This window comes from Lysobacter alkalisoli (genome assembly GCF_006547045.1).
In the GTDB taxonomy this organism is placed as follows: domain Bacteria; phylum Pseudomonadota; class Gammaproteobacteria; order Xanthomonadales; family Xanthomonadaceae; genus Marilutibacter; species Marilutibacter alkalisoli.
Genome location: NZ_CP041242.1, coordinates 1815474 through 1840054, shown reverse-complemented (window position 1 = coordinate 1840054; position 24581 = coordinate 1815474). Strand labels below are relative to the sequence as shown.

Here is a 24581-nt window from a genome sequence, read left to right as displayed (position 1 = left end):
AAGGCCGATGCCGCGGACATAGACGTTCCACGACACAAGGAGTGTTCCTCATGAAATCGATCGTCAAGTCTTCCGCTCTCGCAGTCGCCATTCTCGCCGCCATCTGTTCCGCTGGCGCCCTTTCCGCATCACCCGGCAATGACAGGAACCAGTACGCGGAAGGCATTTATTCCGACTTCGCCCTGGCCTCGGACCATGAGGTGGTATTCGAAACCAGGACGCTGGCCAGAGGGCCGGCGAAGAAGCTGGAAGGCCTGCCGTTCGCCGACCTGATCGGCGAGCCGCACTACCGTCTGGAATTCGAGGAGACCCGTTCCAGCAATATCGTTGCTCCGACCCTGGCACCGCTTTCCGGGCCCGTCGACCGGACCGAGCTGGACGGAGGAGTTGAAGGCTTCGACGTGGTCGGGCTTCCAGTCGACAAGGCCAGCTATCGTCTGCTTTCGGTGCGGGTCACTGCGAACGGACAGTCCAATGAGCACCGGGCCCTGGAGTTCTGCTGGAACTCGCTGGGTCACTGCGTGGTCTACGACCCGCAGATCGAATTCCTGGATTCGGTCGTCAACAACTACCGTCAGGCCAAGGCCGAGGGGTACGGCCCGCGAATCCATGAGCAGCCGGTCCATGAACAGCCAGTGGCGGCCGGTGACGGGGTCGGCATACAGGCGGTGTGCCGCCTGGCCAGCAACAGGAACATCATCGGTCGTTCCCTGACCTGGAGTTCGCGCACGGTCACGTACAAGAACGTCTACGGCATGACCATGGTCCAGAAAACGCTCGGTGGCCAGCAGGTCGGTATCACCTGCAATTCGAGCTGCTATCCGGCGATGTACGGTTACAGCAACGCCTCAAGCGGCTACGGCAACCTCGGTTACAGCGTCAACTGCGGCAGGAAGCACGCAACCGGTACGAGCGGACGCAAAGGCAAGGCGGTTTCCGAGACCAAGTGCGCGCACAAGCTCACTGGTTCGGCAAAAGCCGAGGTTACCGTCAAGGGAACGGGTTCGGGCATCTATCTCGCGTGGGATACCAATGGCGGCGTCGACGGCCAGGGTGGGTCGCTGACCGACACCTGCGGCTACTTCTGAGCCGCTCCCCTGCCCTGCAAACGGATCGGCCCGGGCATGCCCGGGCCGATCATCGAGGCGGGTTGTGCGCGGCCGGTTCAGCCCTCGCCGATGACATCGGTCCCCGGCGGCGGGGTGAAGCTGAAAGTGCCCCTGGCGAAACTCGGGTTGCGGATCCACGGACTGAACTCGATCTCGGTGCGCTGGCCGAGCGCATCGACCACGTCCATCTTCGCCAGCGCGCCACTGCGGAAGCCGAGACGAGCCGAGCTGAAGCTGGCATCGCCTTCGGTCTTCGGGGCCAGGGTCAGCCATGACAGGCCGTCGGCCTCGCCCTCCTCGACGACGTTGTACTGGGCATCCAGGCGCGCAGGGTCGATCAGTGCAGCCAGCGGATTGTTCTGCTCCTCGACACCCTGCGGCTTGCGGGTCACCTGTTCGAGGTCGGGGTCATGGATCCACACCGTCTTGCCGTCGGCCACGATCAACTGCGGGTACGGGGTCAGGTACTCCCAGCGGAACTGGCGCGGTGCCGACACCGCCACGGTACCGCTGGAGGTTTCCTTCAGCCTGCCGTTGGCATCGAAGACCTTCTGGGTGAATTCGCCGTCCAGGCCTTTCAGGCCCGCGGTGAAGCTCTTGAAGTCGTCACGGGCACCGGCTATGGCCGTGGAGGCGAACATGACGGCCGCCAGTGCGAAGAGATGGGTCAGGCGCATGGGGTACCTCTACCGGAGGATGCGTATCGCGATGTTCGAAGTGTGCCGCAGGCCGGATGAACACGAAGCGAGTCGACAGTTCTTCACTGTCATTTGGGCGGCGGTGGCGCCAACACCTGGCGGTCGCCGTTGTGTTCGGGCGGGGTGACGACGCCGGCGGCTTCCATTGCCTCTATCAACCGGGCGGCGCGGTTGTAGCCGATCTTCAACCGCCGCTGTACGCCCGAGATCGAGGCCCGGCGGGTCTCGGTGACGATCTGCACGGCCTGGTCGTAGAGCGGGTCGGATTCATCACCGCCGCCCCCCGATTCCGGCAGGCCGGTCGCACCGACCAGTACGCCGTCGCCCATCGTCTGGACTTCGTCGAGCACGCCCTCGATGTAGTCCGGGCCACCGCCGGACTGCTTGAGGTGTTCGACCACGCGGTGCACCTCATCGTCCGACACGAACGCGCCATGCACACGTTCGGGCATCGCCGTGCCCGGTGGCAGGTACAGCATGTCGCCGTTGCCGAGCAGGGTTTCGGCGCCGGACTGGTCGAGGATGGTGCGCGAGTCGATCTTGCTCGACACCTGGAACGCGATCCGGGTCGGGATGTTGGCCTTGATCAGGCCGGTGATGACATCCACCGACGGGCGCTGGGTGGCGAGGATCAGGTGGATGCCGGCGGCGCGCGCCTTCTGCGCCAGTCGCGCGATCAGCTCCTCGACCTTCTTGCCGACGATCATCATCATGTCGGCGAATTCGTCGATGAAGACGACGATGTACGGCAGCGGCTCCAGCGCCGGCGGGGCTTCCTCGATCTCCGGGTTCGGTTTGAACAGCGGGTCCATCAACGGCTGCCCCGCGTCCTGTGCGTCGCGGACCTTCTTGTTGAAGCCGGCCAGGTTGCGTACGCCGACCGCCGACATGAGCTTGTAGCGACGCTCCATCTCGGCCACGCACCAGCGCAGGCCGTTGGCGGCCTCCTTCATGTCGGTGACCACCGGCGCCAGCAGGTGCGGAATGCCCTCGTAGACACTCAATTCGAGCATCTTCGGGTCGATCATCAGCATCTTCAGGTCCTTCGAAGATGCCTTGTAGAGCAGGCTCAACACCATTGCGTTGACCGCGACCGACTTGCCCGAGCCGGTGGTGCCGGCAACCAGCAGGTGCGGCATGCGCGCCAGGTCGGCCACCGTCGGCCGACCGGCGATGTCCTTGCCCAGTGCGAGGGTCAGCGGACTGGCGGCCTTGTCGTATTCCTTCGAGCGCAGCAGCTCGGACAGGAAGATCATCTCGCGCGAGGTGTTCGGGATCTCCAGGCCGATCACCGACTTGCCCGGAATCACGTCGACCACGCGCACCGACTTGACCGACAGGCCGCGGGCGATGTCCTTGTCCAGCGAACTGATCTGGCTGACCTTCACGCCCGGCGCCGGCTCGATCTCGAAACGGGTGATCACCGGCCCCGGGTAGGCACCGACCACCTGGGTGTCGATGCGGAAGTCCTTGAGCTTGAACTCGATCTGCCGCGACAGCGTCTCCAGGGTCTGTTCGTCGTAGCCCTTCGGTTGCGGCTTCGGATCGTCCAGCAGGGCCAGCGGCGGGATGCCGGAGCCATCGCCGACATGGAACAGCGGGATCTGCTGTTCGCGCTTGGCGCGATCGCTCTTCTCCACCACCGGCGCCGGTGGCGGCTCGATCTTCACCGGTGCGCGCCTGGCACGCAGTTCGGTGTCGACCTTGCGGACTTCCTCGCGTTCCTCGCGCAGGGCCCGGGTCTGCTGCCATTGGCTGGCCTGCTGGCTGCCGCGGCGGAACAACTGCGACAGCGTCGGGCCCAGCGCCAGCACCCACTGTCCGATCCGATCCATCACCGCCAGCCACGAGATTCCGGTGGCGAGCGTCACCGACACCAGCACCAACGCGAGCAGGAACAGATTGCCGCCGACTGCGCCAAAGCCACTGAGCAGCGAATTGCCGACCAGCCGGCCGAGGATGCCGCCTGCGCCAGCCGAGAACTCCGGCACGACGCCCATTCGCAGGTGCAGGAAGCCTGTCGAGGACACCAGGAAACCGACGATGCCAACCAGCCTCAGCGCCGGGCCGAGGTCGGCTTGTCCGTCGCCATCGCTGTCCATGCCGAACAGCGCGATCCATGCGATCGCACCCAGCATCAGCGGCAACAGGAACGCCACGTAGCCGGTCAGGTACAGCAGCACGTCGGCGATCCACGCCCCGACCTGCCCGCCCGAATTGTGCAACGGCGCGGTAACGCTGCCGGACTGCGACCAGCCGGGATCCTCGGGCGAATAAGTGAACAGACTGACCAGCAGGTAGAGCAGGAATGGCGCAATCAGGATCAGCGCGATGTCGCGCATCAGCCTTTGCCGGCGCGGCGACGGCTCGCGACCCGCATTGTCGGGCCTGATCTTCTTGCGGCTTGCTTTCGCTGTGGACGCCACCGTGATGTTCTGCCTTAACTCGATTCCGTTAGTCTTTGAAGATACAGCAATTTTGCAGTTCGGGTAAGGCAAGACCGTGGCCGCGGAGCCCTTTGCCTTCAATGCCCCGGGTGCGCTCCGCTTACCCGGGCTGCCCGTGTCGTTTACAGAGGCACCGACCAACTCTCCAGAAGGCGGCGGGCATGGGTTTGCGTGACCTTCCGAAACATGGATGTTTCGGAAGAGCCCCCATGGACGGGTTCACGGCGTGTCACGCAACCCCATGCCCGCCGCCTTCCCTCATCGGAACGCTGCATCGCGAACCGTGTCTTGTTTTGCCCGGATGCCGCCTCCAAGCTATGCACCTCATTCGCCGTGATTATATCCATGACCCCTCCCAAGCACGCCCGCCTCGTCATCCTCGGTTCCGGCCCCGCCGGCTGGACCTCGGCCGTCTACGCGGCCCGCGCCAATCTGAAGCCGGTCGTCATCACCGGCCTGCAGATGGGCGGCCAACTGATGACCACCACCGAGGTCGACAACTGGCCGGGCGATGCCCACGGGCTCATGGGCCCGGACCTTATGACGCGCATGCAGGCCCATGCCGAGCGCTTCGACACAGAGGTGGTGTTCGACCACGTCCACACCGCGGACCTGTCCACGCGTCCGTTCAAGCTGGTCGGCGACAACGGCGAGTACACCTGCGACGCACTGATCATTTCCACCGGGGCGACCGCCAAGTATCTCGGGCTGGAATCGGAAGAGGCGTTCAAGGGCCGTGGCGTCTCCGCCTGCGCGACCTGCGACGGCTTCTTCTACAAGGACCAGGACGTGGCGGTGATCGGCGGCGGCAATACCGCGGTCGAGGAGGCCCTGTACCTGTCCAACATCGCCCGCAAGGTCTACCTGGTCCATCGCCGCGACACCCTGCGTGCGGAGAAGATCATGCAGGACAAACTGTTTGCCAAGATCCAGGCCGGCAAGATCGAGCCGGTCTGGCACCACGTCGTCGACGAGGTGCTCGGCAACGATGCCGGTGTGACCGGCCTGCGGGTGAAGTCGGTGCAGGACGGCTCGACTCGTGACCTCGACATCCATGGTCTGTTCGTCGCCATCGGCCACACTCCGAACACCGGTCTGTTCGAAGGCCAGCTGGACATGAAGAACGGTTACATCACCATCCGGACCGGCCTGTCCGGCGAAGCCACCGCGACCAGTGTCCCGGGCGTGTTCGCCGCAGGGGACGTCGCCGACCAGGTCTACCGCCAGGCGATCACCTCGGCCGGCTTCGGCTGCATGGCTGCGCTGGACGCCGAGAAGTTCCTGGATAAAAGCGAGTAACCGCGGCGAGGCAATGCCCACCGCACGCATCCTAGATTCACTGGCGCTGGTCGAAGCCGGGCAATGGGATGCGTTGCACGATGGCCGCAACCCTTTCGTCAGCCATGCCTTCCTCGCCGGGCTCGAGCGGCATGGCTGCCTGCGCGGGGAATGGGGCTGGACGCCGCGGCATCTGACCCTGTGGGACGGCCGCACCCTGGTCGCCGCCGCTCCAGGCTATCTCAAGCACAACTCGCACGGCGAATTCGTGTTCGACCATGCCTGGGCTCATGCCTGGGACCGGTATGGGCTCGATCGGCGGGAGGGCCTCGGACATTCCGCCACCACAGGCTATTACCCGAAATGGTTGTGCGCGGTGCCCTACTCGCCGGTAACCGGGCCGCGGCTGCTGGCCTCGGATGACGCTGGACGCCAGGCCCTGGTCTCGGCAATGGTGGAACTTGCAGCCGCCGACGGCCTGTCTTCGGCCCACGTCAACTTCATGCCCGAGGCGGAATTGGCGGTTTTTGGCGGTGACTGGCTGGCGCGCCTGGACGTGCAGTACCACTGGCGCAATGACGCCGGCTGGCGCGACTTCGACGACTTCCTCGGCGCCTTCGACCACAAACACCGCAAGAACATCCGCCAGGAGCGCAGCAAGGTCGCCCGTGCCGGTGTGACCTTCCGTACCGTGCATGGCGATGAGGCCAGCGCGACCGACCTCGCGACGATCCATGGCTTCTACCTGCAGACCTTCGCCGAATACGGCAACCACCCGGCCCTGACTCTGCCCTTCCTGCAGCACCTCGCGAAGGCCATGCCACGCCAGCTGGTGCTGGTGTTTGCCGAGCTGGACGGCTGCTGCATCGCCGGTGCGCTGTATCTGCGTGGTGGAGACACCTTGTACGGGCGCTACTGGGGAAGCTATGGCATGCCTGATGGGAGCCGGCTGTCGGGCCTACACTTCGAGACCTGCTACTACCAGGGCATCGAATACTGTCTACGCGAAGGGCTGACCCGCTTCGAACCCGGCGCCCAGGGCGAGCACAAGCTGGCGCGCGGTTTCCTGCCCAGCTTCGTCCACAGCCGGCACTGGGTTGCGCATCCGCAGTTCCGCGACGCGCTGCGCGACTGGTGCCGGACCGAAGCCGACGCCGTGCGCCGTTACGCCCGCACCCTGTCCGGCCGTTCGCCGTTCCGCGAATATCCGCAGGAGCCGCTCAGGCCTCAGTGAAGTGTTGCCAGCTCCTGCACGCGCCGGCTCCTACAATATGGGAATGAGTCAGCATCCGTTCCTGCTGCCGGCCGATCCAGGCGCGCCGTTCCCGCCAGCAGAGCGGGCCCTGCGCCAGCCGGACGGTTTGCTCGCGATCGGCGGCGACCTGTCCCTGCCGCGCCTGCTCAACGCCTATCGCCACGGCATTTTCCCGTGGTACTCCGGCGGCCAGCCGATCCTGTGGTGGTCGCCCGACCCGCGCACCGTGTTCCGCACCGACGGCGTGAGGCTACCGTCGCGGTTCCGGCGCACCTTACGGAAGTCCGGGTGGACCGTGCGCGCCGACCATGATTTCGAGGCGGTCATCCGTACCTGCGCCCACATTCCTCGTGAAGGCCAACAAGGCACCTGGATCACCGATGCGATGGTCGAGGCCTACCTCGAGCTGCACCGCCACGGCCATGCCCATTCGATCGAGGTCGTGGATGACAGCATGGCCGATGGAGGCCGCCTGGTCGGCGGGCTCTACGGCGTGGCGATCGGGCGGATGTTCTTCGGCGAGAGCATGTTCAGTGCCGAGTCCGGCGGCTCCAAGGTCGCTCTCGCCGCCCTCGCCCACCGGTTGCACGACTGGGGCTGGCCCCTGTTCGATGCACAGGTCGAAAACGATCACCTGCTCAGCCTCGGCGCGGTGCTGCTGTCCCGCCCCGAATTCCTGTCGGCAATCGCCGTCCTTGTCGACCTCGACTCCCCGGCCGGCCATTGGCGCGAGCGATTCGGCACCTTGCCGGCAAGCACCCTGGCCGACGTACGGCCGTCCGGCTGATCCAGGGTTTGTTCAAAGTCTCCACGTATGGCCCACAGCCCCAGCCCTTCGGGCGGCTCCGCAGCTGCGATTAACACTTTCTTTGCGTAAAAGCCATTGCCGTGGCAAAATGCCCGGCTTGTCAGTCGCTTTGGGCTTCGGCCTTTCGCGACACATCCCACTACCTGCAACTACTAGAGAGCACATGGCCAAAGACGACGTGATCGAGTTCGAGGGCACGGTATCGGAAACCCTTCCGAACACCATGTTCCGCGTGCGCCTCGAAAACGGGCACGAGATCATTGCCCACATCTCCGGCCGCATGCGCAAGCACTACATCCGCATCCTGACCGGCGACCGCGTGAAGGTGGAAATGACGCCCTACGACCTGACCAAGGGCCGCATCACCTATCGCATGAAGTAAAGCATGTAACTTATTGATGAAAAAGGCGGCCATTGGCCGCCTTTTTCGTGTCCGCGTGATCTCGGACTCAGGTGACCGAGGCCGGCAGGAGCTTTTCCGGTTCGGGCTGGACGTCGATGACCAGCTCGCCGTCCTTGACGTCGATCATGACCCGGCCACCGCCGATCAGCTTGCCGAACAGCAATTCGTCGGCCAGTGGGCGCTTGATCCGGTCCTGGATCACCCGGGTCATCGGCCGCGCTCCCATCAGCGGGTCGAAACCGTGCTGGGCCAGCCAGTCGCGCGCGGTTGGCGTGGTGGTCAGGCTGACCTGCTTTTCGTGCAACTGGGTTTCCAGCTCGATCAGGAACTTGTCGACCACCCGCAGGATGTGCTCCATCGCCAGCGGCTGGAACTGCACCACCGCATCGAGCCGGTTGCGGAATTCCGGGCTGAAGCTCTTGCGGATGACCTCCATCGCGTCGGTCGAGTGGTCCTGGTGGGTGAAGCCGATGCTGCGCCGCGCCGCCTGGGCGGCACCGGCATTGGTCGTCATCACCACGATCACGTTGCGGAAGTTCGCCTCGCGGCCGTTGGTGTCGGTCAGCACCCCGCGGTCCATGACCTGCAGCAGGATGTTGAAGATGTCCGGGTGCGCCTTTTCGATTTCGTCGAGCAGCAGCACGCAGTGCGGCGTCTTGACGATCTTCTCGGTCAGCAGGCCGCCCTGGTCGAAGCCGACATAGCCCGGCGGTGCGCCGATCAGGCGACTGACCGAATGCGGCTCCATGTACTCGGACATGTCGAAGCGGACCAGTTCGATGCCCAGTTGCAGGGCCAGCTGGCGGGTCACCTCGGTCTTGCCGACACCGGTCGGGCCGGCGAACAGGAAGTTGCCGATCGGCTTGTCCGGGTTGCCCAGGCCCGAGCGGGCCAGCTTGATCGCCGATGTCAGGGTGTCGATAGCCGGGCCCTGGCCGAAGATCACCATCTTCAGGTTGCGCTCGAGGTTCCTGAGCACGTCCTTGTCGGTCGCACTGACCTGTTTGGCCGGGATGCGCGCCATCTTGGCGACGATCAGCTCGATGTCGTCGACGTCGATCAGTTCGTGCCGCTCGTTTTCCGGCAGCAGCCGCTGGCGGGCGCCGGCCTCGTCGATCACGTCGATGGCCTTGTCCGGCAGCAGGCGGTCGCCGATGTGCTTGACCGACAGCTCCACTGCCGCTTGCAGGGCGTCGTCCGTATAACGCACGTCGTGGTGTTCCTGATAGCGGTTGCGCAGGCCCTTGAGAATCTCGAACGCCTCGCCGATGGTCGGCTCGACAATGTCGATCTTCTGGAAGCGCCGTGCCAGCGCCCGGTCCTTCTCGAAGATGCCGCGGTACTCCTGGAACGTGGTCGAACCGATGCAGCGCAACTCGCCCGAGGCGAGTGCAGGCTTGATCAGGTTGCTCGCATCCATGGTGCCGCCGCTGGCCGAGCCGGCGCCGATGATGGTGTGGATCTCATCGATGAAGAGGATCGCGTTGGGCAGCTTGCGGACCTGCGCCAGCACCGCCTTCAGCCGCTTCTCGAAATCGCCGCGGTACTTGGTCCCGGCGACCAGCGCGCCCAGGTCCAGCGCATAGATCACCGCGTCGGCCAGCACCTCGGGCACCTGGCCCTCGTGGATGCGCAGGGCCAGGCCTTCGGCGATCGCGGTCTTGCCCACGCCGGCCTCGCCGACATAGAGCGGGTTGTTCTTGCGTCGGCGGCACAGCACCTGGATGGTCCGCTCGACCTCCTCGGCGCGACCCACCAGTGGATCGATCCGGCCTTCCCCGGCCATCCGGTTGAGATTGGAGGCGAATTCCTCCAGCGGGTCGGACTTGCCCTCCGCCTCGCCTTCGGCCGGGCGGATCTCACCCTCGGCGGCGCCCTCTCCTTCGCCCTCGCCGGTCTCGTGGCGGGCGATGCCGTGGGAGATGTAGTTGACGACGTCGAGCCGGGAAATGTCCTGCTGGCCGAGGTAGTAGACCGCGTGCGAGTCCTTCTCGCCGAAGATCGCCACCAGCACGTTGGCGCCGGTAACCTCCTTCTTGCCGGACGACTGCACGTGGTAGACGGCGCGCTGGAGTACGCGCTGGAAGCCGAGGGTGGGCTGGGTATCGCGGTCGATGTCGTCGGGGAGGACCGAGACCGAGGTCGAGATGGCCTGTTCCAGGTCGCCGCGCAGGCGATGGAAGTCGGTCCCACAGGCCTTGAGCACGCCCTCTGCCGACGGGTTGTCGAGCAGGGCGAGCAACAGGTGTTCGACCGTCATGTACTCGTGCCGCGCCTCGCGGGCGCGCTTGTAGCACTGGCCGATGCTGTACTCGAGATCCTTGCTGAACATGTGGGTGATCTCCTGAAAACTACTGCTGTACGGCGGACTGCGCTCCTGTATGGGGGCGCCCGTACAAGGTTTCCACCGGATCAGCATCGGTCGGATCGTTGCCTATCCGGAACGCTGCATCCCCTCGGTGGTCCTCCTGGACAAGACTAACCTGATCCTTGCCCTTGGACCGGGCCAGCCGTGCTGGGTTCAATGCACGCGATGGACTCGGTTCAGACGGCCTGCGCTTCCTTCCCTCCCTACCAGACAAGACGTGTTTGACACATCTTTTAGGCCTTTTCCATGGTGCACAGCAAGGGGTGCTGGTTGAGCCGCGAGTACTCGTTCACCTGCGCCACCTTCGACTCTGCCACTTCGCGGGTGAACACCCCGCACACCCCCCTGCCCCGCGTGTGGACGTGGAGCATGATCTGGGTGGCCTTCTCGATGTTCATCGGGAAAAAGCGCATCAGCACCTCGACCACGAAGTCCATCGGCGTGTAGTCGTCGTTCAGAAGCAGCACCGAATACAGTGGCGGTCGCGCCACGGCGGGCTTGTCGGCTTCCACCAGGGCGCCGTGGCTGTGTTCGTGGTCGGTCTGTTTGGCCATGTCCGGATTATAAGTGCCTCCCCGTGGCGATGAACGCCGACGACATCGACGATGGACGCTGACGGGCCGCAATCGGCACAATGCGGTTTTCCTGTTGGAACAAGGTGCATGCGATGCGAGGAATGCTGGCGTTGATGGGAATGTTGCTGTTCTGCGGCCCGGCCGTGGCCGAAGAGACCACGGTCGCCGGCCAGCTCGACGCGCTCGGATACGAGTATGAAGTCGACGACGACGGCGATTACCGGCTGGTATTCGAGGTTGACGAGCAGCGCACCCAGCTGGTGTTCGTGCTTTCCGGCACCGAGACATACGGCAGCCATGAGGTCCGAGAGGTCTGGGCGCCCGCCTACCGCGCCGTGGATGACGGCTTCCCGGTCGAGGTGGCCAACCGGCTGCTGGCGGCCAGCCATGAGAACAAGCTCGGCGCCTGGGTCAAACAGGACGGGCTGGCTGTGTATGTGGTCAAGCTCCCGGCCGGGGCCTCCAGCGCGCAACTCAGTGACGCGATGGAATACGCCGCCAACGTGGCCGATCGCATGGAGGCCGCCCTCAGCGACGGTGAGGACGAGTTCTGACCGTCTCCGTGAGTTCCCCGCGACGCATGCCTGAAGGTGTCGAATGACTTATCGCGAAGGCCGATTCTGGCAACCCGACGTGACCGTCGCCACCGTGGTGGCCGATGGCGGGCGTCTGCTCATGGTCGAGGAGATGGTGGCCGGAAAGCGGGTGCTGAACCAGCCTGCCGGGCATCTCGAGCCCGACGAGACCCTGCTGGAAGCCGCCCTGCGCGAAACCCTCGAGGAAACCGGCTGGGACGTCCGTCTGACTGCCTTTGTCGGTGCCTACCAGTGGAAGTCGCCACCTACCGGCGATGGTCGTGGCGGGCGTCATTACCTGCGCTTCGCGTTCGCTGCCGAGCCGCTGCGGCACGATCCGGCGCGGCAGCTCGACGAAGGCATCATCCAGCCGCTCTGGCTGTCCCCGGCCGAGCTGCAGGCGCGCCAGGCGCAACACCGCAGTCCGCTGGTCTGGCAGGCTGTGGCCGACTTCCTGGCCGGTCGCCGGCACCCGCTGGAGCTGACCCAGGCACTGGCATGAGTCCATCGGCATGAGCACATCGAGATGAGCACATCGGTATGAGCCCGGCACGCATCATCGTCGGCATGTCCGGAGGAGTGGACTCTTCCGTCGCGGCGCTGCGCCTGCGCAACGCCGGTGAGTCCATCGCCGGGCTGTTCATGCAGAACTGGGCCGACGACGGCAGCAGCGACTGCAGGGCCGAAGACGACCGTCGCGATGCGGTCGCGGTCTGCGGCCGGCTTGGCATCCCGATCCATTTCCGCGACTTTTCCGGCGAATACTGGGCCGGGGTGTTCGAGCATTTCCTCGCCGAGTACGCGGCCGGCCGCACGCCGAATCCGGACGTGCTTTGCAATCGCGAGATCAAGTTCAAGCATTTCCTCGACGCTGCCCACGAACTGGGCGCGGAGAAGATCGCCACCGGCCACTATGCCCGAGTCGTATATGAAGATGGCCGCCACCGCCTGCTGCGCGGTGTCGACCGCGGCAAGGACCAGAGTTACTTCCTGCACCAGCTCGGCCAGAAGCAGCTCGCGGCCACCCTGTTTCCGCTCGGCGACCTGCCCAAGGCGGAGGTGCGCACGATCGCCCGCGATGCCGACCTGCCTACCCACGCCAAGAAGGATTCCACCGGCATCTGCTTCATCGGCGAGCGCGATTTCCGCGAGTTCCTGTCGCGCTACCTGCCGGCCCGCCCCGGCGAGATCACCACCCCGGACGGCCGCCATGTCGGCGAGCACCCGGGCGTGTTCTATTTCACCCTGGGCCAGCGCGAAGGCCTGAACATCGGGGGCGTGCGCGGCTTCGAACCGGCGCCGTGGTACGTGGTCGGCAAGGACGTGGCCGGCAACGTTCTCTACGTCGATCAGGGGGCGGATACGCCTTGGCTGCGCTCGACGCGTTTGTGGACCGAGACCGCGCACTGGATCGCCGGCGCACCACCCGCCACCCGTTTCAGCTGTACCGCACAGGTCCGCTACCGACAGGCCGATCAGGCCTGCGCGGTCGAGGTGCAGGACGATGGCAGTCTCGCCGTGTCGTTCGCCGGGCCGCAGCGGGCGGTCACCCCCGGCCAGTCGCTGGTCCTTTACGATGGCGACGAATGCCTCGGCGGTGCGGTGATCGCCACGACCGATGCGCCACTTGAACAGCGGGCCCGTGCCGACGCGGCCTGATTCGCCTGAATCAACGCCTCATTGAAATCTTCCAATCCATGACCGAAACCCGATCCAACTCGATATCCGACCGTGTCCTGGCCCTGGCCGGCCTGCTGCAGGCACTTGCGCAGGTGCGGCGAATCGCCGACACCGGCCAGGCCAATGCCGAAATCCTGACCACCTCGCTGGACTCGGTGTTCCGGATCGATGCGGCCTCGCCCTCCGATGTCTATGGCGGGGCATCGGCGTTGCGGCCGGGACTGACGCTGTTGCGCGACTATTTCGCCAACCGCCTGCCAGACCCGCAGTTGCCGCGGCTGGCACTGGCGGTGCTGCAGCTCGAACGCCGCTTCGTCCAGGACGAGGCGATGGCGGGCCGGGTCCACGAAGGCATCCTCGCCCACGCCGGCGCCGCCCGCGACCAGGGCAGCACCCATCCCGACGTCATGATTGCCCTCGGCGACCTCTACGCCGAGACCCTGAGCCATCTGCGCCCGCGCGTACTGGTCCAGGGCAATCCGCACTACCTCGGCCAGGCCACGGTGGTCGCCGAGGTCCGCGCGGTGTTGCTGGCCGCGGTCCGTTCGGCGGTGCTGTGGCGCCAGCTCGGTGGCAGCTTCTGGGACTTCGCGTTTAGCCGCAAGGCGATGCTGGACGCGGCGAACGGGCTGTTGCGCTGAGGCCCGGCGCATCCGGGTTCCCGTCCGTCTCGACACCGCTTCCCTCCAATCGCGCCGGCGCGGCATGCAGGTAGGCTGCCGCGCGACGCTTGGCGCGAATATCGGCATACACGGCCCGGGCCCGTTCGGGCGTGATGTCCAGTGCCGTCGCCAGCTCTTCGGCGGAGCATTGGTGATCATGCGCCCATAGCGCCAGGTCCATTTGTGCGTACGGTAATGCGAAGTAGAACTCGTCCTGCCCCTGCGGCAGGCTGTAGGTGTCGGTGGTCGGCACGGCGGCGCAGATTTCCCCCGGCAGGCCCAGGTGGCGCGCCATCGCGTACACCTGGGTCTTGTACAGGTGCGCGATCGGCTTGAGGTCGGCCGAGCCATCGCCGTTCTTGACGAAGAAGCCCTGGTCGTATTCCAGCCGGTTGGGCGTGCCGACCACGGCATGGTTCATGCGGTCGGCATGGTGGTATTCCAGCGTCTTGCGCACACGCTGCTTGTGGTTGGTGGCCGCGACGATCCGCAGGTAGGCCTGCAACGGCAGGCGCGCCTCGCGCATCTCGCCATCGGGCGACTGCACCACCAGGCGGTAGAAGTTGATGCCGCCCTCGAGGCCGCCGTGCAGGACGATCTTGCTCTTCCAGTCCTGTCCGTAGTCGGGAAAGACTTCGCGGATGGCCGCGTCGCGCTCGGCATAGCAGCCCAACGCCTCCAGCGCCGGCGCGATGTCGTGCAGCCGCCAGTCGATGCCGAGGTGCGCGGCCAGTTGCCGCCCCAGGCGGGTCGACTCGCCGCTGGAGTCGCGCTCGGGCAGCAGCAGGCCCAGCACGCGCTCCGCGCCGACGGCCTCGACCGCCAGGGCCGCGCAGACCGAACTGTCGATGCCGCCGGACATCGCCACGACCAGGCCCCGGCGGCGCATGCCACGCAGGCTCCTTTGCATCCACCCGGCGATGCGCCCGGCTTCCGCGGCCAGGTCCAGCTCGAGGACGTGCGGCCCCAGGATGTTCGACCCTGGCGCGCGCGACCTCGACATGTTCGGCCCCGGCATGCTCATGCGGCCAGCTTGCGAAGCACGAACTGCTCGACGGCCACGAGGGAATCCAGGTTGTCCGGCATCATCTCCATGTCTTCCACCTTGATGCCGTAGGTCTCCTCCAGGAACTGGACCAGTTCCAGGAAGCCGGTGGAATCCAGCAGCTGGGCGTCCATGAAGGAAGCGTCGTCGGCATAGGCCTCCTCGTTGCCCATCAGGAAGTTGTCCAGGATGTACTGGCGCACGGTGGCCCTGATGTCCTGCACGGGGTTGTCCATGGAAACGGCGGTAAGGTTCATCTGAGGTCCTGTCGAGTGGGCTTCCCGTTAGCAGTACGTGGCAAGCCGTCCACAAAGGCCACGTGCTTGGGTGCCATGTAGCTCTCCAGGCGGGCCAGGCAGTGACGGATGATGTCGCGCTCCTTCAGGCCCGCGCCGGGCTCGGCCACCACCCAGGCCTTGATCGCCTGCCCCAGCAGCGGGTCCGCAACGCCGTCCACCAGGCATTCGCGCACGCCGGGTATGCACACGATGGCCCGCTCGACCTCCAGCGGGCTGACTTTCTCTCCGCGGGTCTTGATGATGTCGTCCTGGCGCGAGAGGAAGTACAGCCAGCCGTCGGCGTCGCTGCGGAACAGGTCGCCGGTGCACATGGCAGGTCTTCCGCTTTCGGGATCGACGAAAAGCTTCCCGGCGGTGCGTTGCGGGTCGTCCCAGTAGCCCTGCATCAGGTGCGCGCCCTGCACCACCAGCTCGCCGGTCGCGCCCCACGGCAGCCGCCTGCCCTCGGCATCAACCAGCCAACAGGCCTGGCCGGGAATGCCACGGCCCACGCTGTCCGGGCGGCGGTCCAGCTCCTCCGGAGGCAGGTAGCTGATCCGCGTGCATTCGGTCTGGCCGTACATCAGGTACAGCCGCGCCTGCGGCAGGCACTGCCGGACCTGCCGCAGCAGTGGCAGCGGCATCGGCGACGATGCACAGGTCATCAGCCGCAGCGCCGACAGGTCCGGATACGCAAGATCGCGCATCTCCATCAGTATCGCGAACATGGTCGGCACCGCGGGGAATACCGTGGCCCGTTCGCGTGCCATCGTCGCCAATGCCTGGGCCGGGAACGCGAACGACCGCTCCAGCACCAGGGTCGCTCCGGTGGTCAACGCCAGCAGGAGCTGGGTCAGCCCGTAGTTGAAGCTCAGCGGCAGCGCACTGAAGATTACGTCGTCGTGGCCGATGCCCAGGTAACCGGCGATGCAATCGGTCGCGACGGACAGGTTGCGATGGCTCAGCATCACGCCCTTCGGCTGGCCGGTGGTGCCGGAGGTGTGGCTGATGAAGGCCAGGTCGTCGGGGCCGACGGGATGGTCGGGCAGCGACGACGTCGGCTCGCTGCCGACATCCGGCCACGCGGTCTCGACGGCATGCTCGACGGCATGTTCGCCGACAGGGCCCGGGTACCCGCGATCCCCGTGCACCCACACGTGCCGCACGCCTGAGGCCTCGCACGCGGGGCGCCACGCCGCCGACAGCGAGGCTTGGGTCAGCAGCATCGCGGCGCCGGTGCGCGCCAGAACAAAGCCCAGCTTGTCCGCCCTTGTCTGCGGGTTGACCGGCATACAGACGGCTCCCAGCCGCAGCAACGCCCACAACGCCGTCACCATCTCCACCCCGTTGTCGAGATACAGCGCGACGCGCTGCCCCGGCGCGACCCCGGCTTCGCGCAATCTGGCCGCCAGCCGCCGGCTGTGCGCGGACAGGGTGGCGAAGTCCAGACGCCGTCCGTTGCTGACCAGGGCCGTCCTGCCGGGGTGGCGGGACGCAGTGGCGTCGAAGCGTTCGTGCAGCCCGTTCATGGCGCGCGTCCCGCCTGCACGAACCCGGCCTGCACGAGTCCGGCCTCCGCAAACCCGGCCCCCATGAATTGTTCGTGCAGCAGCAGCGTGGACAGGATGCCGACGAAGGCCATGTTGTCAGGAAAGCCGATCGCGCGGCCGCGGCGACACTTCTCCAGCAGATGTCCGACCGCCGCCACGTCGAACAGCCCGCTGGCCGCCAGCCGTTCGGGCCGCAACGCCTCGGCCACCCATCGCAATGGCTGGCCGCCGGAGAAGAAGCACGCGCTGTCCGGGGCCCGATAGGGCTGCTTGTGACGCTCGAGCACGGCGCGGGGCAGCTCGTGCCGCATTGCGTGCCGCAACAGGTGCTTTTCGCGCAGGCCATGCAGCTTGTAGCGGGCCGGCAGCCGGTTGGCGAACTCGATGACGCGGTGATCCAGGAACGGGTACCGCCCCTCCACCGAATGCGCCATGCTCATGCGGTCGCCCTGTGAGGACAACAGGTAGCCGGGCAGCAGCGTCGCCGCTTCCACGTACTGGTCGCGTGCCAGGGGCTTCCATGACTCGATGTCGTCCGGGAGCCCCGACGCCAGGGTATGCAGAGGATTCCAGGCCCGCAATTGCTCGCGCAGGTCCGGATGCAGGAAGCGCAACACGCGCTGGGTGCTGCGCACGCGGGTCAGGTGCGCGAACCAGGGCTGGTGGCGCTGGTCGTGCCCTTCCTGGAAGAACCGCCGGGCAAAGTCGGGAGATCGCACCGGCGAATGCTCGAGCCAGGGATACAGCCGCTCCAGCAAGCGGCCGCGCCAGCGGCTGTCGGGACGGACGGACATGAAGCGGCGCAACCTGGCTTCCTTGAACAGGTCGTAGCCGGCGAACACCTCGTCGGCCCCTTCGCCGGTCAGGGCCACTCTGTAACCGGACTGGTGCACATGCCCGGCCAGCAGCATCAATGGAACCGGCGCGGTACGCACCAGCGGCGATTCGGCGTGCCAGACCGTGCGCGCGAACGCCGTCGCGATGTCGTCATGCGACACCTGCACTTCGCTGTGCTCGGTGCCAAGCGCCCGGACCATCTGCTGCTGGTGCGGGCGTTCGTCAAACTCGGCGTCGGCAGCCTCCCCATTTGAGAACCCCAACGAGAAAGTACGCAACGGCGTGTCGGTATGGCCTTTGACCAGGGCCGCGATGCATGCCGAATCCAGACCGCCGCTCAGGTAGGCACCCACCGGCACGTCGGCGCGGAGTTGCAGGCGCACGGCGTCCACCAGCAGCGCGTGCAGCTCCTCGGCGCACTCGTCTTCGCTGCGCAGCGACAGGTCCGGCAGCGGCTGCCATTGCCAGTAGCGCTGCATGACGGGCGTCAGCGCGGAATCACGCAGGTCGATGCTGAGCCGGTGTCCCGGAGGCAGTTGTTGGATGCCGCCAAATACCGTACGTGCGCCGAGCGTGCCCCAGAAACTGAAGATCTCTCCCAGCGCCTGCAGGTCCAGGCCGCGCTGCACATGGGGGCATGCGAACAGCGCCTTGGCCTCGGATGCGAACGCCAGACCCCTGGCGGAATGGTGGTAATACAGCGGGCGGATGCCGACCCGGTCGCGCGCCAGCACCACTCGCCTGCGACGCATGTCGTGCAGCGCGATGGCGAACTGGCCGTTGAGGTGATCGACGAAATCGTCTCCGTAGCGATCGTACAGGTGCACGATCACCTCGGTGTCCGAACGGGTGTAGAAGCGGTGGCCCAGGCGCTGCAGCGACGTCCGCAGCTCGACGTGATTGAAGATCTCGCCGTTGAGGACTACCCAAACGCTGCGATCGGGGTTGTGGATCGGCTGCCAGCCGCCGTCGGGGTCGATGATGGACAGCCGGGCGTGCGCCAACCCCACCTGCCCGTCCACCCGCATGCGGTTGCCGTCTGGTCCCCGGTGCCGCAAGGTCGCGATCATCGCGGCCAATTCCGGTTCCATCGGTGGGCGTTCACCGGGCGCTGCGATCAGGCCGGCTATCCCGCACATGGCCATGCGCTCCCGATACGCTCGCCACCGTTGCGCTCAGAAGTATCCATCGCTGTCGAAGCTCAGGTCGGTGAGGTGCCAGGCACTGGCCTGTTCCATGCCCGGCAAGGGCAATGTTGCGAGCAGCCCCATCAGAAGACGCGCATCCGCCCTCCCGCGCAGGAAGCCCTGGCTCTTGAACACCGTGGCGGAACGTGGTGCGAGTGCGGTGGTATAGACCTTGCTGCAACCCTGCCGCTGCGCCGCGTTGACCACATGTCGAAGCAAGGCGGTCAGCGCGGCCGTCTCGGAACCCGCAGCCAGTTTCCAGTCGATGATGTGCAGTGCATCGCCCGCGTTGCTGCCGCTTTGCGTGCGCCGCGCCGCAAGATAGCCGATGCACCTGTCGTCCTGGTGTGCCAGGTACAGCCGGTAGCGTGCGCGCGGGTTCCCGAACAGCCGCCACTGCAATTGCTCTGCCGATGGCACGACGCAGGCCATGCGATCGGGCAGCGCGGCATGCAAGGGCTCAAGCCAACCGGAATCGACCGAAGCCGCCTCCTCCACCTGGATGCCGACCGGCGCACGCGGGGCGAACACGCTGTTGCGCAGCTTCCAGCCGGCATTCACCGCCATGCCTGCCACCGCCGACGCCTGCATCGGGAAACCGCGCCGGCGCAGGAACATGCCTGCATCCAGCGGCAGGACACAGTAGCTCCGGGGCGGCAGTGGCGCGAACAGCCGCCTGACCAGTCCGATCGACTGCGCATTGGCCCCCACCGCGAGAGTGACGGGGGCCTGGCGGAACATTGCCTGGTTCATCCATGCCCCACCGCCAGCTCCTTCCAGACCGGGCGCCAATTGCAGGTCCATCAGCAATTGTCCGCGATGCAGCTTGCCCCATAGCGGATCGGTTGCACTTCGGTGCCGATCCCGGCCAGCACCGGCCCGGCGTCCATGCGCAGGATCCACAACCGGCCGTGCGGATGCGACTGTGCATCCAGACCGTAACGCCAGCGCACGTAGGCCGCGTCGTCCCAGCCCCGGCGCTGGCGGAATGCCAGCACCGCCGGCATATCCTCGACACGCGCCGGCCGGAAGGCCTGCAGCAGCTCTTCCGACGAACAGCCCAACGCACGTGCGAACAATCGGGTCGTTACCTCGAACGCCGGCGCCCGGGGCAGAGCGATGCTATCCATCCAGCACACCGTTGGCACGCAGGTAATCCAGCACATCACGGACATGGCGCATCGAGCGCGACTCGTTGGCCGTCAGCTGCAGGCCGAAGCGTTCGTCCAGCTCGGCCATCAGCATCAGGGAACCCATCGAATCCCAGCCACCCACGTCGTCGCGCGGCATGTCCGGCGCCAGTGGGACGGGCTCCGCGAAGGCATCGGCCAGCATCTGCAGGGCTTCGTCGGTCGACAGGCGGATCGCGTTCATGCCGCCGCCTCCAGCGCCGGGTAATGTCCGTGAAGCAGGACGATGTCGGCGGGCAGTGTCAGCACGGCACTCCCCCACGACAGCCCCACGCCGTAACCCACCAGCATCACCGTGCGTGCCGCGGCCTTGCGCGGCGCATGCCGCGTCAGCGTGACCGCCACCGAAGGGCCGCCGCAGTTCGCGCAGTCCTCGATGGTCATTGGCACCCGCTCCTCGGGCAGGCCGCATTTCCTGGCCAGGTGTTTCACGATGAAACGGTTGGACTGGTGGAAAACGTACTGGTCGATTTCGTCGGCCTGCCGACCGGCAAAGTCCAGCGCTTCCCGGATCAGTGGCGGCACGCGCTTGATCGTGAAGTTGAAGATCGCCGCTCCGTCCATCTCCAGATGCAGGTGGCGCGCATCGTGTGGCGTCCGGTCGCGGAAGCCGCCGCCGCGGATGATCAATCCTTCGTATCCTCCGCCATCGGTATGCAGGCAGAAGCTGGCTTCGCCCGCGTCGCTGGTTTCCAGCGCGGTCGCGGAGCCGGCGTCGCCGAACAGCAGGCGGGTGGCATGGTCGTCCGGATCGGCGAATCGGCTTGGCGTCTCTCCATGCAGCATCAGGATGCGGCGATGCCCGCCGGCCTTCAGCATCGCGGCGGCGATGTACAGGCCATAGGGGTAGCCGGAACATCCCATGCCCACGTCGAAGGCCACGCAGTCGTCCGGCAGCATCAAGCGTTCATGCAGCAGGCAGGCCGTGGACGGCAGGAAGTAATCGGGCGATTGCGTGACGAAAATCAGTCCGGTCACGCTCTCCGGCGCCCATCCCAGTTCCGACAGCAGCCTTTCGGCGGCATGCAGGCACAGGTCCGATGCGGTCACACCCGGCTCGACCACGTGGCGGTATCGCACGCCCGCCATCGAAACCACCTTTCGAACTTCATCGCCACCGAAACGGTCGGCTTCGCCAAGGTTGTCGATGCGAAGCTCCGGCAGGCAGGTACTCACCCCGGCCACGTGGAATCCTTCGATACGTATCTGCGCCAAGTTGCGATGCTCCCGTTACTGGTCGTGCTCCTCGAGTCCTCGACACGGGAGTGCCCGGCTGCGCCGGCGCCATCCCCCGTTCCCACGCGTTGTTCAACGCTGGCGCCGGCAGAAAACGGACAAAAAGTGGTTCCATCGCACACCCAACGCCATCCGTGTCCAGCTCAGGAGACCCCGCAAAGAGAGTTCTTCTCCCCCCTCGGGGATGGCGGCTTCGGGTGGCTTTTCCCCAAGCGCCGGCCACGTGTCCAGAAGCCGGTGGCTCTGCCTTTGCGGGACCGTCCGCGACATGGATGTCGCGGAAGAGCTCCATGGATGGATTCACGCGTGTCCCGCAAAGGCAGAGCCACCGGCTTCCGCGCAGGCGTTCCCGCACTAGAGCCAAAAAAGATTGTTCTCCTGATCGGGGCAAGCGCCGGATCTGTTGGATGACTGGAGCGCTGGGGGCGAAGGCCCTTGGGTGTGAAATCAAGGAGGAGGTGCCGGCCAAGGCCGGCGCCGGGGGACATTCATACCCAAGGGCCTTCGCCCCCGGCGTTCGGACATGACCGGTGGTTCCAGAAGCGAAATCCCAGGGAGGACATTCGTCGTCAAGGCCGGCAGGTCGCGTCGGGACAGCCAGACAGCGGCGAGAACCGGCGATCGAACGCAAGCGGCAGCGTCCACGCCTTCGCTGAAGGCGCGCTCCCCTCACTTGGGAGAAGAACCATAAAAAAACCAAGCCCGGCCGGGGCCGGGCTTGGTTCTATAGCGGCGAGGGAGCTGGAGCGGATCAGGCGCCGACGGTGTCGGCCACGTCCCTGTACTCCTCGATCTGGTCGAAGTTCATGTAGCGGTAGATCTCGTCACCCTTGTCGTTGATCACGCCGATGTCGGCCAGGTACTCCTCACGGGTCGGAATGCGGCCAAGACGCGAGCAGATCGCGGCCAGCTCGGCCGAACCGAGATAGACGTTGGCACCTCGGCCGAGGCGATTGGGGAAGTTGCGGGTGCTGGTGGACATCACCGTGGCGCCCTCGCGAACCTGGGCCTGGTTGCCCATGCACAGCGAACAGCCCGGCATCTCCATGCGCGCACCGGCTGCGCCGAAGGTGCCGTAGTGGCCTTCCTTGGTCAGTTCGGCCGCGTCCATCTTGGTCGGCGGCGCGACCCACAGGCGGGTCGGGATGTCGCGCTTGCCTTCCAGCAGTTTGGCCGCAGCACGGAAGTGACCGATGTTGGTCATGCACGAGCCGATGAAGACCTCGTCGATCTTGTCTCCGGCGACATCGGACAGGGTCTTGGCGTCGTCCGGGTCGTTCGGGCAGCACACGATCGGCTCGACGATCTGGTCGAGGTCGATCTCGATGGTCGCGGCGTACTCGGCGTCGGCGTCCGGCTCCAGCAACTGTGGGTCGGCCAGCCAGGCTTCCATCTTCTCGATCCGGCGCTGCAGCGAGCGGGCGTCCTTGTAGCCCTCGGCGATCATCCACTTCAACAGCGCGATGTTGCTGTTGAGGTATTCGATGATCGGGGCCTTGTCGAGCTTGACCGTGCAACCGGCGGCCGAGCGCTCGGCCGAGGCATCGGCCAGCTCGAAAGCCTGCTCGATCTTGAGATCCGGCAGGCCCTCGATCTCGAGAATGCGACCGGAGAAGATGTTCTTCTTGCCCTGCTTCTCGACCGTCAGCAAGCCCTGCCTGATCGCGTACAGCGGGATCGCATGCACCAGGTCACGCAGGGTGACGCCCGGTTGCAACTTGCCCTTGAAACGCACCAGCACCGACTCAGGCATGTCCAGCGGCATCACGCCAGTAGCGGCGGCGAACGCGACCAGGCCCGAACCGGCCGGGAACGAGATGCCGATCGGGAAGCGGGTATGACTGTCGCCGCCGGTGCCGACGGTGTCGGGCAGCAGCATGCGGTTGAGCCAGCTGTGGATGATGCCGTCGCCCGGACGCAGCGAGATGCCGCCGCGGTTGGAGATGAACTCCGGCAGGGTGTGGTGGGTCTTGACGTCGACCGGCTTGGGGTAGGCCGCGGTGTGGCAGAACGACTGCATGACAAGGTCGGCAGAGAAGCCGAGGCAGGCCAGGTCCTTGAGCTCGTCGCGGGTCATCGGGCCGGTGGTGTCCTGCGAACCGACTGAGGTCATGCGCGGCTCGCAGTAGGTGCCCGGGCGGATGCCCTGCCCCTCCGGAAGTCCACAGGCGCGGCCGACCATCTTCTGCGCCAGGGTGAAGCCCTTGCCGCTGTCTTCCGGGTTGACCGGCAGGCGGAACAGGGTCGATGGCTCCAGCCCCAGCGCCTCGCGCGCCCTGGCGGTCAGGCCGCGGCCGACGATCAGCGGGATACGGCCGCCGGCGCGGACCTCGTCCAGCAGCACTTCGGACTTGAGCGCGAACTCGGCGATCACCTCGCCGTCCTTCAGCGCCTTGCCCTCGTACGGGCGCAGCTCGATGACGTCGCCCATTTCCATCTTCGACACGTCGAGTTCGATCGGCAACGCGCCGGCGTCTTCCATGGTGTTGTAGAAGATCGGCGCGATCTTGCTGCCCAGGCAAACACCGCCGAAGCGCTTGTTCGGGACGAACGGGATGTCCTCCCCGGTCCACCACAGCACCGAGTTGGTCGCCGACTTGCGGCTCGAACCGGTACCGACCACGTCGCCGACGTAGGCGACCAGGTGGCCCTTGGCCTTGAGGTCGGCGATGGCCTGGATCGGGCCACGCTTGCCGTCCTCCTCCGGCTCGAACGGAGCGCCGTCGCGCCTGTTCTTCAGCATCGCCAGCGCGTGCATCGGGATGTCGGGGCGGGTGGTCGCGTCCGGGGCCGGCGACAGGTCGTCGGTGTTGGTCTCGCCCGGCACCTTGAACACGGTGATGGTCAGGCTCTCCGGCACTTCGGGACGGCTGGTGAACCACTCCGCGTCGGCCCAGCTCTGCAGCACGGCCTTCGCGTTCGCATTGCCCTTGTCCGCCTTCTCCTTCACGTCGTGGAATGCGTCGAACACCAGCAGGGTCTTCTTCAACGCCTCGGCGGCGATCGCGCCGAGCTCGGCGTCATCAAGCAGTTCGACCAGCGGGAGGATGTTGTAGCCGCCCAGCATGGTGCCGAGCAGTTCGGTCGCACGTGCGCGGCTGATCAGCGCGTTCTGCTCGCTGCCATGGGCGACCGCGGCCAGGTAGGAGGCCTTGACCTTGGCCGCATCGTCGACGCCGGCCGGGACGCGGTTGACCAGCAGATCGAGCAGGAACTCGCTTTCGGAAGCCGCGCCCTCACCGGTCGGCGGGTTCTTGAGAAGCTCGATGAGCTCGGCAGTCTGCTCCGCGGTCAGCGGCAGCGGGGGAATGCCGAGGGCGGCGCGTTCGTCGGCGTGGTGGCGGTAGGCTTCCAGCATGGGGTTCTCCGGGGAAGTTCAGAGGGAGGCAGTTCGGATCGA

23 protein-coding genes are annotated in these 24581 nt (G+C 66.1%); 10 read left to right on the top strand and 13 right to left on the bottom strand.

The genetic code is table 11. The features are described 5' to 3' along the window. Positions 1-50 precede the first annotated feature (50 nt). On the top strand, positions 51-1088 hold the full coding sequence (locus tag FKV23_RS07910) for a hypothetical protein (RefSeq protein ID WP_141623367.1): 1038 nt from the start codon (positions 51-53) through the stop codon (positions 1086-1088). Positions 1089-1165: 77 nt separating this feature from the next. Here the strand turns inward: FKV23_RS07910 and lolA are convergent, their stop codons facing one another. Next, a complete protein-coding gene (lolA, locus tag FKV23_RS07905) occupies positions 1166-1786 on the bottom strand; it encodes an outer membrane lipoprotein chaperone LolA (protein ID WP_141623366.1) in 621 nt (206 codons plus the stop codon). Positions 1787-1875: 89 nt separating this feature from the next. After that, on the bottom strand, positions 1876-4200 hold the full coding sequence (locus FKV23_RS07900; RefSeq protein WP_244244163.1) for a DNA translocase FtsK: 2325 nt from the start codon (positions 4198-4200) through the stop codon (positions 1876-1878). On the opposite strand from FKV23_RS07900, the gene FKV23_RS17170 reads away from it, so the two are divergent. From FKV23_RS17170 to infA, 5 genes are all read left to right on the top strand, one after another. Continuing rightward, positions 4139-4300, top strand: a complete 162-nt coding sequence (locus FKV23_RS17170) for a hypothetical protein (protein WP_167285090.1) — start codon at positions 4139-4141, stop codon at positions 4298-4300. The two genes, FKV23_RS07900 and FKV23_RS17170, sit on opposite strands and share 62 nt — an antisense overlap. A gap of 299 nt (positions 4301-4599) precedes the next feature. Then, positions 4600-5553 (top strand): thioredoxin-disulfide reductase, encoded by a 954-nt coding sequence (trxB, locus tag FKV23_RS07895; RefSeq protein ID WP_141623364.1) that lies wholly within the window; start codon positions 4600-4602, stop codon positions 5551-5553. A gap of 13 nt (positions 5554-5566) precedes the next feature. Beyond that, positions 5567-6766, top strand: a complete 1200-nt coding sequence (locus tag FKV23_RS07890) for a GNAT family N-acetyltransferase (RefSeq protein ID WP_141623363.1) — start codon at positions 5567-5569, stop codon at positions 6764-6766. Between the two features lie 43 nt (positions 6767-6809). After that, entirely contained in the window at positions 6810-7574 is a 765-nt protein-coding gene (gene aat / locus FKV23_RS07885) for a leucyl/phenylalanyl-tRNA--protein transferase (RefSeq protein ID WP_141623362.1), read from the top strand. Between the two features lie 184 nt (positions 7575-7758). Next, positions 7759-7977 (top strand): translation initiation factor IF-1, encoded by a 219-nt coding sequence (infA, locus tag FKV23_RS07880; protein ID WP_027068842.1) that lies wholly within the window; start codon positions 7759-7761, stop codon positions 7975-7977. A 67-nt stretch (positions 7978-8044) separates the two neighbouring features. Here infA and clpA read toward each other — a convergent pair whose 3' ends face one another. Then, entirely contained in the window at positions 8045-10330 is a 2286-nt protein-coding gene (clpA, locus tag FKV23_RS07875) for an ATP-dependent Clp protease ATP-binding subunit ClpA (RefSeq protein WP_141623361.1), read from the bottom strand. A 269-nt stretch (positions 10331-10599) separates the two neighbouring features. Beyond that, complete coding sequence (clpS, locus tag FKV23_RS07870) at positions 10600-10920, bottom strand: ATP-dependent Clp protease adapter ClpS (RefSeq protein ID WP_141623360.1); 321 nt, start codon at positions 10918-10920, stop codon at positions 10600-10602. Positions 10921-11033: 113 nt separating this feature from the next. On the opposite strand from clpS, the gene FKV23_RS07865 reads away from it, so the two are divergent. The 4 genes from FKV23_RS07865 to hflD are packed head-to-tail and all read left to right on the top strand — an operon-like array spanning position 11034 to position 13837. After that, complete coding sequence (locus FKV23_RS07865) at positions 11034-11495, top strand: YbjN domain-containing protein (protein WP_167285088.1); 462 nt, start codon at positions 11034-11036, stop codon at positions 11493-11495. A 43-nt stretch (positions 11496-11538) separates the two neighbouring features. Then, positions 11539-12018, top strand: a complete 480-nt coding sequence (locus FKV23_RS07860; RefSeq protein WP_141623358.1) for an NUDIX hydrolase — start codon at positions 11539-11541, stop codon at positions 12016-12018. Between the two features lie 38 nt (positions 12019-12056). Further along, positions 12057-13175, top strand: coding sequence for a tRNA 2-thiouridine(34) synthase MnmA (gene mnmA / locus FKV23_RS07855; protein WP_141623357.1), 1119 nt, complete (start codon positions 12057-12059; stop codon positions 13173-13175). A 38-nt stretch (positions 13176-13213) separates the two neighbouring features. After that, positions 13214-13837 carry a high frequency lysogenization protein HflD gene (gene hflD / locus FKV23_RS07850; RefSeq protein WP_141623356.1) on the top strand — a complete coding sequence of 208 codons (624 nt, stop codon included), beginning with the start codon at positions 13214-13216 and terminating at the stop codon, positions 13835-13837. Here hflD and nadE read toward each other — a convergent pair. The 9 genes from nadE to acnB form a co-directional block, all read right to left on the bottom strand. After that, on the bottom strand, positions 13791-14861 hold the full coding sequence (gene nadE / locus FKV23_RS07845; protein WP_141623355.1) for an NAD(+) synthase: 1071 nt from the start codon (positions 14859-14861) through the stop codon (positions 13791-13793). The two genes, hflD and nadE, sit on opposite strands and share 47 nt — an antisense overlap. A gap of 17 nt (positions 14862-14878) precedes the next feature. Then, positions 14879-15160 carry an acyl carrier protein gene (locus tag FKV23_RS07840; protein ID WP_208543255.1) on the bottom strand — a complete coding sequence of 94 codons (282 nt, stop codon included), beginning with the start codon at positions 15158-15160 and terminating at the stop codon, positions 14879-14881. Next, positions 15157-16710, bottom strand: a complete 1554-nt coding sequence (locus FKV23_RS07835; RefSeq protein WP_141623354.1) for a class I adenylate-forming enzyme family protein — start codon at positions 16708-16710, stop codon at positions 15157-15159. The genes FKV23_RS07840 and FKV23_RS07835 overlap by 4 nt, the downstream gene beginning before the upstream one ends. Beyond that, a complete protein-coding gene (asnB, locus tag FKV23_RS07830; protein ID WP_141623353.1) occupies positions 16707-18707 on the bottom strand; it encodes an asparagine synthase (glutamine-hydrolyzing) in 2001 nt (666 codons plus the stop codon). The genes FKV23_RS07835 and asnB overlap by 4 nt, the downstream gene beginning before the upstream one ends. A gap of 36 nt (positions 18708-18743) precedes the next feature. Next, positions 18744-19559, bottom strand: a complete 816-nt coding sequence (locus FKV23_RS07825) for a GNAT family N-acetyltransferase (protein ID WP_141623352.1) — start codon at positions 19557-19559, stop codon at positions 18744-18746. Then, a complete protein-coding gene (locus FKV23_RS07820) occupies positions 19559-19885 on the bottom strand; it encodes a hypothetical protein (RefSeq protein ID WP_141623351.1) in 327 nt (108 codons plus the stop codon). Before FKV23_RS07820 ends, FKV23_RS07825 begins: the two co-directional genes overlap by 1 nt. Continuing rightward, on the bottom strand, positions 19878-20129 hold the full coding sequence (locus FKV23_RS07815) for an acyl carrier protein (RefSeq protein WP_141623350.1): 252 nt from the start codon (positions 20127-20129) through the stop codon (positions 19878-19880). The genes FKV23_RS07820 and FKV23_RS07815 overlap by 8 nt, the downstream gene beginning before the upstream one ends. Continuing rightward, a complete protein-coding gene (locus FKV23_RS07810; RefSeq protein WP_141623349.1) occupies positions 20126-21160 on the bottom strand; it encodes a 3-oxoacyl-ACP synthase III family protein in 1035 nt (344 codons plus the stop codon). The genes FKV23_RS07815 and FKV23_RS07810 overlap by 4 nt, the downstream gene beginning before the upstream one ends. Before the next feature lie 772 nt (positions 21161-21932). Further along, a complete protein-coding gene (acnB, locus tag FKV23_RS07805) occupies positions 21933-24539 on the bottom strand; it encodes a bifunctional aconitate hydratase 2/2-methylisocitrate dehydratase (RefSeq protein WP_141623348.1) in 2607 nt (868 codons plus the stop codon). Positions 24540-24581 lie beyond the last annotated feature (42 nt).